The organism is Paenibacillus sp. ISL-20 (assembly GCF_018613005.1).
GTDB lineage: Bacteria > Bacillota > Bacilli > Paenibacillales > Paenibacillaceae > Paenibacillus_AQ.
Genome location: NZ_JAGGRD010000066.1, coordinates 68,801 through 83,647, shown reverse-complemented (window position 1 = coordinate 83,647; position 14,847 = coordinate 68,801). Strand labels below are relative to the sequence as shown.

Sequence of the window (14,847 nt, the reverse complement as noted above, 5' to 3'; positions counted from 1 at the left end):
ATGAACAGAACATTATAAAGTGAAGCATTCTTTCCATAGATTAATAGATTGCTAGAATCAAGACATAATAACATTATAATGTTTTTACGTTAAAAAACTAGTTATCAAGTTGGAGGACACAGCGAATGCCGGTATTCGAACTTCGACGGCATCTTTAGTGATTCCGCAGCAAATCCCCTGTCTATCGTCACATCTCCCCCGCTTGGTCACGCCAGAGGTTCCCCTTCAGTGTCAACTGCGCGTTAAATCGTGGGATTTCCTGACTATGTACAAAACAACATACCGTATATATGATGGCAGTGTATTCCAATCCCAATGATACAGAGGAGAATGTGTATGACCGTGTGGAAATATCCGTTATCCCGCAAAATGATCCAGCGAAGTATGATTGCAGCCCTTGGCGCTGCGCTCCTCATGACCCCGCTTCATGCCTTTGCAGCCAATGAAGCGCCTCAGCCCGAGGTATCTACCGCTCATCCGGCAGCCAGCACTAAATCCAGCACCTCAGCTCCAGCACAAATCACGGAGAATCTAGGCGGTTCCCTAGCGATCGGGAAGCACCGGCTAATCAGTCGTAAGGAGATCGACCAGAACTGGGATGGCCTCGATCCGGATTACACACCGGAGAAGGCGATCGCCGCCGTTAAAGCACTGCTCTCGGAGGAAGACTTCGAGGCGTTGTTCCCTTACCGGCTTGGCTCGGCGGAATGGTTTAAAGTCGCCAATGGCAAAGAATACTATAAAGCCGATCAGACAGACTATTTCTCATACGACAATCTCATCAACGCGGTTGCGGAGGTCTCCAATCTGAAGATCAAGATCAACACGCGGCAAGGAACCCCTTCCGCGCAGGAGATTTACCGATTAGACAAGGACGCCCGCGTTGAAACACTTGTTGTGCGTTCAGCTGACTTCCATTCCGCTGAGAACCTTAACAAAGATATTGAAACCGTTATCATTGATGGCGGCACTTTCTTGAAGGAAGGGTTCAAGAAGGACCGCAAGCGCGAACTGGCAGCCTTCCTCGCCAATCTGTCCCACGAAACGGGCGGAGGCTGGGCTACTGCTCCGGGAGGACCGCTCCGTTGGGGATTGTTCTGGAACGAGAACATCGCTGGCCGGACTGGCGTCAACAAGGATGCCTTCGTCGATCCTGCCAGCGCTGAGCTGTATCCCGGAACACCAGACAAACGCTATTATGGACGGGGACCGATCATGCTCAGCTGGAACTTTAATTACGGCCTGTTCAGTTCCATCATCTATGGAGACAAAAGCGTGCTGCTGGACAATCCGGAGATCGTTGCCACTGACGGCAAAATCGGCTACATGACCGCCATCCTGTTCTGGATGACGCCGCAGGACCCGAAGCCTTCCGCCCATGACGTGATAGTTGGCAGATGGAAGCCTTCCCCGCTTGAGAAGTTCAGAGGGCTGGGCGATCCCGGCTTCGGTACGACCGTGATGGTCTTGAACGGCCTGGAAGCTAACCTCGGTGAAACCGAGGGCAGCCCGGTGCAGCGCCGCGCCGGTCACTACCGCGATATTACAAGCCGTATGGGCGTTGATATTACCGGAGAGAAAGTGGATACTTTGGGCATGAGACCATTCTAATACGAAACCGCCCAGCGGATGGGTTGGAATAGGTTTGATGGTACCATCTAATAATCGCCCTCTGGCAAGTGGATGTTTATCTGCCTCCACTGTGCCACAGGGCGATTATTTATTTCAGCAGGCCTCATACCAGCCGCTGAGAGATCGCATCGCGCTGAGCCTTCGGTAAACTCTTCAGTACCAAATCATAGGAATGATCAATCATATCGTGGAGGTCAGCTTCCGTTAATGAGCCATCCACGGTAACGGTATTCCAATGTTTTTTGTTGAGATGATATCCGGGCTGCACCGCGTCATGCTGCTGGCGCAAATTCTCTGCAATCACCGGATCGCATTTCAGGGAAATATGACTAACCTTCTCTCCTGCCGTTATGGTAATCAGGGCAAACATTTTGCCCCCGACTTTCATGACGACCGGAAGCGGTCCGAACGGATAGTCCTCGGTTGCAGCTTTCTTCGAAAGACAGTAAGCAATGAGTGGGCTTCGCACCTGGAAATTCTCTCCTTCTACATCAGATCTATTTGATTATAGTAGATGATGTTTCCCTGTTCAATTCCGGTTTATATTTTGTTCACGCTCCGTTCATATAACTCTTGTATATTGGGACCGATTCAAGATGCAAGGGGGGGAATATCCATTGTTAAAATATAGTAAGTGGCTGATGCGTATCGCGGCAATCTATACACTCTTCGGTGCTTTGATCGGAGCGGACATGGCAGGGAGAAGTAACTACAGCATGGTTGCAGGCCACGCCCATATTCTGGTGGTAGGCTGGCTGACCTTATTTGCCTATGGCCTGTTCTACTACGTGTTTCGGGAAAAACTCAGTTTGAAGAAGACGGCCGCGCTGCACTTCTGGACGAGCATCCTCGGGGGAGGGATCATGCCGCTGGGCATGCTAATGTATTATCAGATGCAGAATACGGCAACCCTGCTGGCCTTTATCATACCGGCGTCGATACTGCTTGTCGCGGCAGCTTTATTTATCATCTTATTGTTTTTCGATAAAAAATTGTTTTCAAGCACTTAGCTTGGTTTAAGGCCATCGTGGAGGCTTACTCTCCTTTTTCGGCATATGCTGAACAAAAAAGAGGGGTGAGCCTCTTAACTATGAAATATAAAAGCAGTACCATCAAAAGCAAATGGAAGAAAACGAAATGGTTGAACGAAGATTCTTATTTCAGACAATATGTGCCGCACACATTGCCGTTTAGCCAAAAAAACCTGAACGCTATGCTGGCGGACTACACTACGGTTTTCTTCAAACCTACGGATGGTTCAGGCGGCAGTAACATCATCCGAATCCGCAAAACGGACGGGGGCTACCAAAGCCAGCTGAATACCAAGAAAACGTCATACTCCAGCTCATCTCAATTGTTCCGTGGTCTGAATCGCTTTGCCGGGAGCAGGGCATATCTGCTGCAAAAAGGAATTCGTTTAGCCAAAAGCAATGGCAAGCCATTCGATATCCGGGTGATGGTCCAGAAGACCAGGCAGGGAGCCTGGGTCAGCACCGCCCTGTTCACCAAAGTCGGCAACCCGAACAAAGTCGCCACCAATTATAATCAAGGCGGCTCCATCGGAACTTTCAAGAAGACGATGAGCGGCGCCAATTTCGACTCGGTCTTCACCCAGCAGTTGGAGTCTGAACTCAAGGGACTCGGCGTTGCCGTAGGCAAAAACTTTGACCGTCATTATCGCGGCTTCCAAGAACTGGGGCTGGATGTAGCCGTGGATTCCAATGGCAGGCCGTGGATTCTCGAGGTTAACACCAGACCGCAAATTTATCCGCTCAAAACGTTAAAAGATCGAAGTCTGTACCATAAGGTACTGTCTTACGGAAAGCATTATGGGCGTACGAAATAAAAATGATAATCCCTTTTCACACAAAAAACTGCCGGGTTTAGTGCCCGGCAGTTTTATTAAAACCTAATGATGTTCATATCCCTAATTCAGCACATCGAAGGACGATGGGGTTACGACTTGCCAGCTACCACTTCAATCTCAACCAGCCCATCCTTCGGCAAACGGGCAACCTCCACGGCGCTCCGTGCCGGATATGGCTCTGAGAAGAAAGAAGCATATACCTCGTTGACGGCTTGGAAATCATTCATGTCCTTTAAAAAGACTGTAGTCTTGACGATATCCTCCATGCCAAAACCGGCCGCTTCCAGAATTGCCTTCACGTTAAGCAGTGAGCGTTTCGCCTGCTCTTCTACCGTCGGCGCGAAATGCCCCGACGCATCCATGCCAAGCTGGCCGGAGGTAAACAGCAGATTTCCGTATTGCACTGCTTGGGAATAAGGACCGATTGCTCCTGGAGCCTGCTGGGTGGCGATGGTTTTTCTCTCTTGTTGTGTCATGGTGTTCTCTCCTCTTTAGCGTATAGTTTCACGCATTTATATTAATGATTTGTTGCCTTTTCCAAAGAAATATTCATCCTGCACGAATGGACAGATGCAGCTCCTGCATCATCCGCATGAGGCTAGTTCCGGTTCCCGTTATGCGGTTTTGTCGTATTCCTTTAGCATTTCCTCCTGCTGCTCGGGAGTAAGCTTCGCAATACCGAACCCGGTAAAGCCCCAGATCGTCGCAAAAATAATGCCTGTCCAGCACAACACCGCCCAAGGTAAATAGGATAGTGTGGCTACGCCCAGCGTACCGGCCATATAGGCACCCGCTGCCGTCCATGGCAGAATCGGTTCGGTAATGGCTGCGGAATCCTCCACCGTCCGCCCCAGATTCTTCGGATGCAGACCGCGGCGGATGTAAGCCTCGCGGAGCATTTCGCCCGGCATCAGGATGGAGACCTGTCCGTTGCTGGTTACGCCGATCATGGTCAACCCTGTTGCAATCGTAGCCAGGATCAGCGAGCCGGTGGAACGCACATGCTTCAAGAGCTTGTCCACAATCAGCTCCAGCGATTTGGTCAGCGATATCGTGCCGGCAAACGTGATCGCACTGAAACAGATGAGCAGTGTCCCCATCATGGAGCTCATGCCGCCCCGGTTAATGAGACGCGGAATATCGGCAATGACGGTATTGGGATCAAAGCCGCTAACATGAACCATCGCGATATCGAATCCGCTTACAACCGAAGTCACAACATCATGCAAAGTAAAACCATGAAATATCATACCGTTCGCCATGGCCACAATGGATGACAGCAGCATGACAGGAATCGTCGGTTTCTTGGTGATCGAGCCGTACAGGACGATTAACACGGGCAGGATCAGGAGCAAATTCCAATCGTATATCGTTGTCATCGTATTCATGATCTCGGTGACCTTCTCAGGAACCCCAACGCTGGATACATGCGTATTCAGTCCTGTGATCACGTATACGATCCCCGCCACGAAAAAAGACGGCAGCGTCGTATACAGCAAATGGCCGATATGCTCGTACAAATTAACGCCGGTAGACAAGGCAGCAATATTGGTTGTATCCGAGAGCGGCGAAAGCTTGTCCCCGAAGTAAGCACCCGCTACAACTGCACCCGCCACAGCGGCAAGATTGGCATCCATTCCAGCGCCGACCCCCATGAAGGCAACCCCGATGGTCCCCGCAGATCCCCAGGAGGTTCCCGTACATACGGATACTACAGATGTAACCAGAAAAGCGGTGATCAACAAAAATTGCGGATCAATGATTCTCAGGCCGTAGTAGATCATCATAGGGATAGTTCCACCGACCATCCATGCACCGATCATAAATCCGACAACAATCAGGATTAAGATCGCAGGCATGGTTTTCGCAATTTTTTGTGAGATGGACTCCAAAATATCGTTGTAGCTGTAACCCAGCTTGATCGCAATCAGGCCTGCGACAATGGCGGATGCAATAATCAGCGGTTCGGGCGGCAGCTCAAATAATACGTAACCAAGGCACAGCAAAATCACCATCGTAAAAATCGGAAGCAACGCCAGAAACATGGTCGGCTGCTTTATCATTCGTTCCTCTTTTGGTTTAGCCATCATGGATTCCCCCTGGATGTAAATTAACTTTGATTGTTAACGCTGTAGCGGATAAGCCGCGGCAAGCCGCTCCAGGCCTTCCTGCAATATATGACGCGGCGTGGCGATGTTGACCCTGATGAAGCCTTCACCGCCAGGACCGAAAGAAGAACCGAAGCTAACGCTGACACGCGCCTTCTCCTGAATCCACTCCACCAAATCCTTCTCATGGCAGCTCACGGCCGTACAGTCAATCCACAGCAAATATGTCCCTTCAGGTTCGATCACGGCCAGCTCTGGCATATGATCAGCTATGAATGCTCGGGCATAAGCCATGTTATCTTTGATATAAGCACGAAGTTCGGTTAACCATTCATCACACGAAGTATATGCGACTTCCAGCGCAGGCACGGAGAAGAATGTGGGATTATGAATTCCGGCCTGCAGCAGACCTTGTTGAAACACCCCCCGAAGCTCATCATTGGGAATGATGATGTTAGCGATTTCGAGACTTGCCAGGTTAAAGGTTTTGCCCGGTGACGTACAGATAATGGAACGATTCGCAACCTCTTCGGACAGCTTGGCGATGACGGTATGCTCGTGTCCCTCATGAATGAAATCAGCATGGATATCATCGGACACAATCAGTGCGTCATACCGGATGCAAAGCTCCGCCATCTGTTCAAGTTCATCCTTCGTCCATACGCGGCCAACCGGATTGTGCGGGGATATGAGCAGAACCATCTTAACCCCTTCCCCCATCCGCCGCTCCATATCTTCGAAATCGATCTCGTACCGCCCGTCCGCAAGCTTAAGCGGACTTTCAACCAATACCCGATCGTTTAACGTAACCGCTTTCGCAATAGGCTGATAAACAGGCGTATGGACAAGAATCCTGTCTCCGGTCTCCGTAAACTTCTGTATAATGACCGAGACGGCTTGAACAATGCGCGGACAAAATACGATCCATTTGGGCTCGACCTGCCAGTCATAGGCTTTATCAAGCCAAGTGCGGACAGCTTTGAAGTAAGGCGGGAACGGATCGGTATATCCATAAATGCCGTGACGTGCGGCCTCCGCGACTTTATCCACCACCATTGGCGGTGCTGGCAGATCCATGTCCGCCACGGAGAGAGCGATCATATCGCTCCCCATGCTCTGCGCCATCCCGTCCCATTTCGCACTGTTCGTGCCAAACCGGCTGACCACCTTGTCGAAATTAAATGTCATGATGTCACCTTCCATTGTCTCAGGATGCAATGCATTATTATTCGGATGAAAGCCGCTTATTTCAGCTTCTGCAAATAGCGATACACGGTAGGCTCTGATATGGATAAAGCCGTGGCAACCTTGGATACTCCGCCCTTCAGCAGAAATACGCCCTGCTCATTCAGCTCCTTCACAATCTCGATCTTCTCGTTAGAAGATAAACGGTCCGCCGGAATGCTGATTTTGCTAAGGACGGTCTGGATGATATGCTGCAGCAAGTCGTCCACGTTCCCCTGTAGATATTCGGTGGACGGCTTCTCCTCCTTGGATGCATCAAGAGCTGCCGGCGGCGTAAGTGATCCTCCCTGCAAAATGCTGTTGATCCAGTCGGCCGCAACCTCCATATGCGTAATGTCAATGTTTAGGCACATGAGACCGACCAGCTCGCCGCTGCCGTTTTTAATAAAATACGTCGAGGATCGGAAAGTCTGGCCACGGGCGCTGGAAGCTTTGTAGTTCGCGATGAACTGCTCTTCTCTGTAGGCCTCCGCCTTCAAAATTTTCAATACGAGGTCTGTGGAGGCATCGCCGACCCTGCGTCCACTAATATGGCCATTCTCGATAAAAATGATGGAGCGTTCCGGATCGCTGATATCGTGCACAACAACCTCGCATTGAGGTCCGATGATCGCCGCGATAAAAGAAGCAATCGGAAAATAGCTTTCAAGCAGCTGCTGGTTTTCATTCATGAAGAGCTTCTCCCTTCTCTGACAAGCAGAATTTTTTATGAATGCAATCTCTTTCAATATAATAATTAATTATCATGATAATATTATATTATAATAATAAAACGTTTTCAATATTTTTGTCAAAAAAAGTCGAACGCGGCTCACGACACCCTGTAATCGTCGAATACGGTTAGCTATACTACAGGATTTTGGTTGAATGCCCCATAAAAAAGGCTCTTGCGAGCGGTCATGCCTGACCGCCCGCGAAGAGCCTTTCTTACAACCATATGAGAAAGCGTAGTATCCACATCCTAGCTGCACACGTTGCCTATGTCAGCCATCCCTTCGGGACTAATTCCGTTACGATTCCCTACCAGCTTGCTGCTGCAGATCCCGCCATACCTTCTTGTTGCTGTATTGTTTCTCTGTGCTGATATCTTGTCCAAACCACGCCGGCGGCACAAAGCCGTCTGCGGCTTCCATGGAAGGAAACTCTACCTCCAGCACCAGCATGTGAATCTGCGCATAATCGTCGATTTCGATGATCGTGTTCCCTAAACGGGCAGTCACCCGTCTCTTGGTCAGCGGAATCGCGCCATGCGCCTTCACCACTTGGTCATAGAGTCCTTCGGAAATGGCGAACTCTATTTCCTCCCTGGCAATTCCCCATCCATTTTTGAACGTATGAGTGAATTCAACCTGACCCGATTTCAGATCCGTTATTTTGCGGACCCGAAGCTCCTGGTCCCCATCCAGCGCCAAATACGTCTGCTCGATGAACTGCTCCTTCTCGACCACGATGGTTCCTTCCGATATCAAGTCTTCCGGATAAGCTTCCAAAAGGTATTTGCGTTCGATTTCAATCGCCATAACTATCATATCCTCCCATCGATGATCCCATCTGTGTTGATTCCATTATAAGGATCGATCACCGCAACGACAAACAAAAGCGATAGAAGGGATGCGCGAGGGCACCCTTCTATCGCTTCGTGTTCATCGTATTACTTTATCAATTTTCGGTAAGCCTTGATCGTCTGCGTATGCATTCCTTCATGATACAAGCTGAACACAAGAAATTCTCCCGCGGTTTGGAACGTCAAGGGTCCGATGGTCAGCGGATGAGCCGAAGCCTGGTCGAGGCGATTCGAGAAGGTTTCACGGATCCGGGTCGTTTGCTCCTGCAAAAGCTCTACCAGTTCGGAAATCGCAGGCGGCTTCGACGTCCAATCGGCAGGCTTAGTTCCGGTTGCAAACCAGGCCTCGAATCCTTCCGGAATACGGGGCTGCTCGCCCGCCGTTGCAAAAGCAAACTGCTCATGCACGGTGTAGATATGGCCCAGGTTCCAGCGAATGCTATTCGCAAATCCTTCCGGGATGATATCGGCCTCTTGCTCCGTTACATGTTCTACTGACTTTAAGGTCGCTCCTCTGGCAAAATCCAATTGATTAAAAATCGCTTCATTCATAAGACAATCCCCCTTCCAAATGGTTCGTAACTATCCTATCGTAATATTCAGCCTATCGCAAGGAGTCCTAAGGCATTTTGCACAACCTTTAGCATTTGTCCACAAACCGCTTCATCGATTAGGCTAGAGGATATAATATAGTAAAGCCTGGAGCTTGAATGAAAGATTCACTCAGGTCCCAAGCTTTACGCATGAAATCGAACTATGCTACTCTCGCAATAATTTGGTTATTCTCAAGTACTGCTCTTGCTTCTTCGGTAGCAGGACGATAACCCTTTTCCAATAGTTCTTTAATATAAATCTTGTTATACACGAATGAGAATATGATTCCGCTAATCCAAGCTCCGATTTCCAACGTAAATGGACCGACGACGGCAGAAATAATAAACATGATAACTGCCCACTTCAGATCGCCTCGAAACAAAGCCGGGAAGAAGGCAAAGAATAGCGTCGTCCAGCTAAAGCCTACCTTCACTTGTTTCGTTACCCCAGCATCATTCTTCAGATAAATCTTCATGATTCACACTCCATCGATTAGTGAAAAAAGATGTCGTACTCCAATATCCATTTGAACCGATTCCGGAATCATGTTTATACTATAGGAAATCTATACATAGAGGAGTGGATCAATATGAACTACCGCCGTCTTGGCAACAGCGGACTGAAGGTTTCGGAGCTCGGTCTTGGCACAAATGCTTTTGGCAAAAGAGCCGATCAAGAGACATCCACCCGCATCATAGACCATGCACTGGATCATGGCATCAATTTCATCGATACCGCTAATATTTATGCGGGTTCGGAATCCGAGCGCATCATTGGACAAGCGCTTGCCGGCAAACGCCATAACGTCGTATTAGCCACGAAAGCCGGACTCGTGAACGGCCAAGGGCCGAACGAACGCGGTTCCTCCCGCTATCATCTGCAGCAAGAGCTGGAGAACAGCTTAAAGCGGCTGAAAACCGACTACGTGGACCTGTATCAGATTCATACGTTTGACCCGAATACGCCCCTGGAGGAAACCTTGCGCACGCTGGATGACATGGTGTCGTCGGGTAAGGTACGATATATCGGCGCTTCCAACTATGCCGCCTGGGAAATCATGAAGGCACTTGGGATCAGCGAGCAGCGCGGATACGCCCGGTATGTATCCACCCAAACGAGTTATTCCCTGGCCGACCGTACGCCGGAGCTGGAGCTTGTTCCCCTCTGCCTCGATCAGGGCGTTGGCATCATCCCGTATTTCCCGCTGGCTGGCGGCATTCTCACTGGCAAATACGGTCAAGGCGCAAGCACGCCTTCCGGCTCCCGTGCGGAAACGGACCCTAACTTCAATAGTTTCCTGGAAGATCGCAATCTGAAGCTCGCACAGCAAGTCAGTCAGTTGGCTGCAGAGCATGGTCATTCCCCAAGTGCCCTGTCCCTAGCCTGGCTGATGAATCGCCCTGCCGTCTCCACTGTCATAGTCGGCGCGACGAAGACTGAGCAGCTGGAGGATAATCTGAAGAGCCTGGAGATTGAGATCGATGAGGCACTGGGTTCCAGCCTGGATGAAATCAGCGACGACTTTGTATATACCAAGCCGTTCGCGACTTATCGGCTGGGGTAAACAGCGTTATTTCAAATAGAAGAGCTGCGCCAGGAACGAATTCCCTTTGGCGCAGCTCTTTTTTTCTATATTCGATAAGCCATTATTTAGCAGGCACATTGCCAATCATCCCCGATGCGGAAAGCATCCGCAGAAGCATGATTGCCGTTTCCGCCGGGGTCATATTACTGTGCGGCCTCAGCTTGCCATCATAACCGCCCATGATTCCACTTCCGACCACATCCGCTGCAGCCGCCTTCGCCCAACCTGCCCATTCGGCACCGTCTTGGAAGGAACCTAGCGCAGCATCCGAATCCGAGCTGCCGGATATCGGAGCAACCCCTGCGATTTTTAGGGCTCTTGCGAAAATGACCGCAGCCTCCTGTCTTGATATCAGGTTATCCGGCAAGAAATTGCCGTCGGCATAGCCGTGAATAAGCCCACTCTTGCTTGCCGCCGATACGGCCCCCAAGTACCAGTCCCGGGAAGTTACGTCTTGAAATGTGCTGGTGCTTCCCTGCTCGGTTAAACCGAGTGAGCGAACCATCATCGAGACGAATTCCGCACGGGTGACGGGTGCATCCGGATGGAACCCGGCAGCATCTCTGCCGCTTACAATGAGGCGTGAGGCCATCTCGTTCACGGCTGCCTCGGCCCAATGGCCAGTCATATCCGGTAATCCTTCGGTATGGCTGATCAAGGCATACGTACCATTATTCAAACCTTGGATGATGGCGTAAGTTTTGCCTTCACGTGCTGCCAATCGGGTTGGCGCATGATGGATATTTCCATTTCCATCCAACCATACGGCGGTTGTCACGACTTTTGGCGCGGATCCTTCTCGGAGTGGAATCTCAAGCACCACATAAGCAGAATAGGAATCTCCGCCCACCGGTTTCCCTTGATCATAGGCTATGACCTTAACATCAATGAAGCCATATGTTGTACCAAGATCATTTGCATTCCCAGTTTGCTTCAGCTTTGCGCTGAGCGCCGTTTCGCTTTTGGTAAGTACGAGATGAAGTGTTCCTTCTTTTGATCCCGCAGCTTTGCCGAGTTGTTCTGAAATAGCCTGAGCTGGAACACGGGCGCTGCCTGCCACGGTCTCGAATTCGATCATTGCGCTGCTTCCTTCAAGCGCTTTTGCAGACTGGTTGTCCAAGACCAGCACGACTTGATCGAGATCGTCCGTGGCGTGAATCCGCATAATCGGTCGACCGTTCTTCTCTTTGATCAGCAATGATTGCAGTCTGTCTCCGTTCACCTTAACAGTCAACACGGCCTGCCCATTCTTCTCTTTCATTAACGTTGATGATATCATGCCGTTCTGTAATACATCATTTATATACGACGTTACGCGGCTGCTCCCTATGGAGCTCTGCCCCGAACCTGCCCCTTGACCTGCTTGGGAACCCTCACCGCCGCTCGGTCCTTGACCTCCAGGAGAGCCAGATCCACCGCCTGACGTACCGGGATGAGGAGGATTCCCAGGTTCAGGCTCAGGGGAAGCCGCTGCCTCTCTGTTCACGTCCACCGTGTAAGTCTTTGTCGTCCCATTCTGAGCCGTAACCACGAGATGAATGCTGTTACTTCCTACTGCTAGGCTGACCGGATCTGACGGCTGCCCGGCGAATACGGCCTTGCCGTTCATCGTCACCTTTGCATGAGGATCGGAAACGCTCGGCGTTATGCTGATCTCCGTTATACGGTTTCCAACCTGGCTAATGTAGCTGATGACAGCAGGGTTGAATGCCGGAGCGAGCGTTCCATGCGATAATGCTAATCCGCTTAAATCCGCATCGCCCGGAACGGGAATCTCGGCACCGGCCGGCCTTGCGCTCACTTCTTCTGAAAATGCGCTGGAGCCCCCATCATTTCCGGCTTTAACTGCAAAATAATAAGTCGTTCCATTCAGCAAATCACCTGCTGAATACGTAGTATCCGTGACCGTTGCGATCGGTGCTGTTCCATATACGCCGGATTCCGTCCCGGAATAAATATCGTAATAGGTAGCCCCCGTTACGGTAGACCATTGCAAGGTCACTTCACCATCTCCAGCTCTAGCACTCAAGCTTGCAGGAGCAGGCGGCGCTGAAACAGATTCTTTTTCCGTTGTAAAGCTCCAATCTTGAGGACCCTTGATGCCTGCATAGAAGTTGCCTGCAGCATCTTGAAATGCATCCTCCTCTATCTCTACATAATAACGCGTAAAGTACAACAGACGTTGAGACAGACTTACCGCAACCTTCTCATCGACCACCCTAACGCGAGAACCGTCTGTTACTTCGATCGACTCGATCTTGTGATGGTCCTCTGCCCTCATAATCGATATGTACTTGCCACTAACTCCGGTTACGGGTTCATTGAACTTGAATTCAAGCTTCGTTTCGATCGACACATCATCAGCCAGATTCGCAGGCGTCCGATCCACCACGACAGGCGAATCCGCATCGATCCATTTGGCATACAGCGTCAGGTTAGCCAGAATCGGTGCCGCAAAATCAAATGGAAGCTGGAAGGATTGATCCGCATACCACCCCCCGAAGGCATAACCGGATTTCACCGGATCAACGGGCTTAGCTGCCGCCGTATGATGAGGGACGACCGAATCCGCCACGGGCGAACCACCGTTGCTGTCGAACGTCACGGTTTTTGGGAAATAGATCGAGAAATGAACCTGAGTCTCATTCCCTGCACGGTCGGTTACGACGAGATCAAATTCTCCTTCCGTGTTTACCTTATCTCCGCTCTGGAACGCTTGTTGATTGAGCGTCGCGCTCCCTTCATTGAAAAAGATCTGCAGTTCCCGATCATACCGACCTCCATCTGCCACGCCTGTAACCACAGGTGCGGTTTGGTCGATCTCAAAATCGGCCTTGACCGTTTTGCCGCGAGGCGACTCGACGACCAGCTTATACTGTCCATCTTTGCGGATGGTCGTGCCGCTGGCAAAAGGCTGGCCGTCCAGCGTTCCCATGCCATTGGTATAAACGGGCGTCACTTCGTGATTATAAAGTCCTCCATCGGTTACTCCACTTATCGTCGGCTCAATCTCCGTAACGTTGATGTTAACGATGGCTGGGGCACTGCTCTTATTATGATTGCTCGCTATATATGTAAAAGAATCTGTGCCAACAAAAACGACGTCCGGTGTATAAGTAAAGGAGCCATCCTTATGAAATGTGATCTTTCCATGAGCAGGCGGATTCAATATTTTGGCTGTCAGAACATGGGAATCATTACTCATCACCCCAGGGGACGGTACCGTTAATGGTGTGGAAACATCTGTTGTATATTGGTCGGAAACAGTTACAGGCTGAACTTGCAGCTGGGTTGGAACGTATCCGTAATGGGATACGTAATAATGCGTCAAAGGTTTGCCTCTCAGATCAGGAATTCCAAAGGTTTGGTTCGGAGTTCCCCCAAACTTGTTGCCGATTAACTCATAAAGTGCCCCATTCGCTGCAACATTCAGAAGCTTGCCATCCGCCTTATAGGATGCTAGCTCAGGGATATCCAAAGGAAAAATGCGTGTCTCGCCAGCATACACCTCACCGGCGCTGCCTGGATATATCCCTGCCTTGGCGGCGTAATACTGGATTTGGGGTTGCACAGGGTTAATCTGCGGTAATTTAAACCAACCCTGACTGTCTTGGCCGAATGTAGTACCGTACACACTGTATAGAGGATCAGAATCACTTAAAACGGTGCCATCAGTCGTCACCCAGTTATCATTCATCTCCATGTTGTAGGGAAAAAGTCGAAGCTCCCCCAGCATCGTATTGTAGGTCAAGCCACTGCTGCCTCTCGGATATAATCCCTCAGCCGCGATATAGTACCCCATACCCGGCACCGGTTCTTCCTCCCGTAAATCAGGCAATGCAAACGTCTTGCTGCCATCCCCGCCAAAGTTGTTGCCCAATAGAGTATACAAAGCCGAATTTTCCAGACTTAGCGTTAACACTTGCCCTGCACAGTATATCCACCCTTCGGGACCGTTCTGGTAAGGAAATAGACGGATCTCCCCCAGATATTGAGCGTCTAGAAGATTAGCCCTAACCGTCTTCGGAGACGCGAGCACACCCAGTACAACCTCTAAACCTATTAGAATGGACAACATCACCTTCCACCATTTTGCGGATGCTATTCGCCTTCGTTTTTGCATATTGCTGCTTCCCCCTAATACATTTGTCCTATTTCAGTAACATAATACTAGTGAGTAGTATAACATTACTTGAGAGTATTATAAATGGTAGACGATATAATTCAACAAGAAAATGTCTTCTAATAGAGG

General features: G+C 50.1%; 13 protein-coding genes. 4 read left to right on the top strand and 9 right to left on the bottom strand.

The window, feature by feature from the left end:
* Nucleotides 1-336 precede the first annotated feature (336 nt).
* Nucleotides 337-1,611, top strand: a complete 1,275-nt coding sequence (locus J7E85_RS30500) for a chitinase (protein WP_215163770.1) — start codon at nucleotides 337-339, stop codon at nucleotides 1,609-1,611.
* A gap of 124 nt (nucleotides 1,612-1,735) precedes the next feature.
* On the opposite strand, the gene J7E85_RS30495 is transcribed toward J7E85_RS30500, so the two are convergent.
* The gene (locus J7E85_RS30495; protein WP_215163769.1) at nucleotides 1,736-2,101 is read right to left on the bottom strand and encodes an MmcQ/YjbR family DNA-binding protein; all 366 of its coding nucleotides are present in this window, start codon (nucleotides 2,099-2,101) and stop codon (nucleotides 1,736-1,738) included.
* A gap of 148 nt (nucleotides 2,102-2,249) precedes the next feature.
* On the opposite strand from J7E85_RS30495, the gene J7E85_RS30490 reads away from it, so the two are divergent.
* Nucleotides 2,250-2,642: a hypothetical protein gene (locus J7E85_RS30490; RefSeq protein ID WP_215163768.1), complete on the top strand. Its 393-nt coding sequence runs from the start codon at nucleotides 2,250-2,252 to the stop codon at nucleotides 2,640-2,642.
* Nucleotides 2,643-2,722: 80 nt separating this feature from the next.
* On the top strand, nucleotides 2,723-3,478 hold the full coding sequence (locus J7E85_RS30485; RefSeq protein WP_215163767.1) for a YheC/YheD family protein: 756 nt from the start codon (nucleotides 2,723-2,725) through the stop codon (nucleotides 3,476-3,478).
* A 110-nt stretch (nucleotides 3,479-3,588) separates the two neighbouring features.
* On the opposite strand, the gene J7E85_RS30480 is transcribed toward J7E85_RS30485, so the two are convergent.
* The 7 genes from J7E85_RS30480 to J7E85_RS30450 all read right to left on the bottom strand — a co-directional run bounded on the left by J7E85_RS30480 (nucleotide 3,589) and on the right by J7E85_RS30450 (nucleotide 9,485).
* On the bottom strand, nucleotides 3,589-3,975 hold the full coding sequence (locus J7E85_RS30480; protein ID WP_215163766.1) for a RidA family protein: 387 nt from the start codon (nucleotides 3,973-3,975) through the stop codon (nucleotides 3,589-3,591).
* 138 nt (nucleotides 3,976-4,113) lie between these two features.
* Complete coding sequence (nhaC, locus tag J7E85_RS30475) at nucleotides 4,114-5,586, bottom strand: Na+/H+ antiporter NhaC (RefSeq protein WP_215163765.1); 1,473 nt, start codon at nucleotides 5,584-5,586, stop codon at nucleotides 4,114-4,116.
* A gap of 36 nt (nucleotides 5,587-5,622) precedes the next feature.
* Nucleotides 5,623-6,795 carry a MalY/PatB family protein gene (locus J7E85_RS30470; protein ID WP_215163764.1) on the bottom strand — a complete coding sequence of 391 codons (1,173 nt, stop codon included), beginning with the start codon at nucleotides 6,793-6,795 and terminating at the stop codon, nucleotides 5,623-5,625.
* A gap of 56 nt (nucleotides 6,796-6,851) precedes the next feature.
* Entirely contained in the window at nucleotides 6,852-7,523 is a 672-nt protein-coding gene (locus J7E85_RS30465) for a helix-turn-helix transcriptional regulator (RefSeq protein WP_215163763.1), read from the bottom strand.
* Nucleotides 7,524-7,862: 339 nt separating this feature from the next.
* Complete coding sequence (locus J7E85_RS30460) at nucleotides 7,863-8,372, bottom strand: CYTH domain-containing protein (RefSeq protein ID WP_215163762.1); 510 nt, start codon at nucleotides 8,370-8,372, stop codon at nucleotides 7,863-7,865.
* 131 nt (nucleotides 8,373-8,503) lie between these two features.
* Nucleotides 8,504-8,968, bottom strand: a complete 465-nt coding sequence (locus tag J7E85_RS30455; RefSeq protein ID WP_215163761.1) for a DinB family protein — start codon at nucleotides 8,966-8,968, stop codon at nucleotides 8,504-8,506.
* Between the two features lie 202 nt (nucleotides 8,969-9,170).
* Entirely contained in the window at nucleotides 9,171-9,485 is a 315-nt protein-coding gene (locus J7E85_RS30450; RefSeq protein WP_215163760.1) for a DUF2628 domain-containing protein, read from the bottom strand.
* 114 nt (nucleotides 9,486-9,599) lie between these two features.
* Here J7E85_RS30450 and J7E85_RS30445 point away from each other — a divergent pair, with 114 nt between their 5' ends.
* Complete coding sequence (locus tag J7E85_RS30445) at nucleotides 9,600-10,574, top strand: aldo/keto reductase (RefSeq protein WP_215163759.1); 975 nt, start codon at nucleotides 9,600-9,602, stop codon at nucleotides 10,572-10,574.
* An 82-nt stretch (nucleotides 10,575-10,656) separates the two neighbouring features.
* Here J7E85_RS30445 and J7E85_RS30440 read toward each other — a convergent pair whose 3' ends face one another.
* Nucleotides 10,657-14,718: a tail fiber protein gene (locus J7E85_RS30440; protein WP_215163758.1), complete on the bottom strand. Its 4,062-nt coding sequence runs from the start codon at nucleotides 14,716-14,718 to the stop codon at nucleotides 10,657-10,659.
* Nucleotides 14,719-14,847 lie beyond the last annotated feature (129 nt).

Coding starts and splice junctions, on each gene's coding strand:
- J7E85_RS30500 (WP_215163770.1), top strand. CDS start 337: ATGACCGTGTGGAAATATCCGTTATCCCGCAAAATGATCCAGCGAAGT.
- J7E85_RS30485 (WP_215163767.1), top strand. CDS start 2,723: ATGAAATATAAAAGCAGTACCATCAAAAGCAAATGGAAGAAAACGAAA.
- J7E85_RS30480 (WP_215163766.1), bottom strand. CDS start 3,975: ATGACACAACAAGAGAGAAAAACCATCGCCACCCAGCAGGCTCCAGGA.
- nhaC (WP_215163765.1), bottom strand. CDS start 5,586: ATGGCTAAACCAAAAGAGGAACGAATGATAAAGCAGCCGACCATGTTT.
- J7E85_RS30470 (WP_215163764.1), bottom strand. CDS start 6,795: ATGACATTTAATTTCGACAAGGTGGTCAGCCGGTTTGGCACGAACAGT.
- J7E85_RS30465 (WP_215163763.1), bottom strand. CDS start 7,523: ATGAATGAAAACCAGCAGCTGCTTGAAAGCTATTTTCCGATTGCTTCT.
- J7E85_RS30460 (WP_215163762.1), bottom strand. CDS start 8,372: ATGGCGATTGAAATCGAACGCAAATACCTTTTGGAAGCTTATCCGGAA.
- J7E85_RS30455 (WP_215163761.1), bottom strand. CDS start 8,968: ATGAATGAAGCGATTTTTAATCAATTGGATTTTGCCAGAGGAGCGACC.
- J7E85_RS30450 (WP_215163760.1), bottom strand. CDS start 9,485: ATGAAGATTTATCTGAAGAATGATGCTGGGGTAACGAAACAAGTGAAG.
- J7E85_RS30445 (WP_215163759.1), top strand. CDS start 9,600: ATGAACTACCGCCGTCTTGGCAACAGCGGACTGAAGGTTTCGGAGCTC.
- J7E85_RS30440 (WP_215163758.1), bottom strand. CDS start 14,718: ATGCAAAAACGAAGGCGAATAGCATCCGCAAAATGGTGGAAGGTGATG.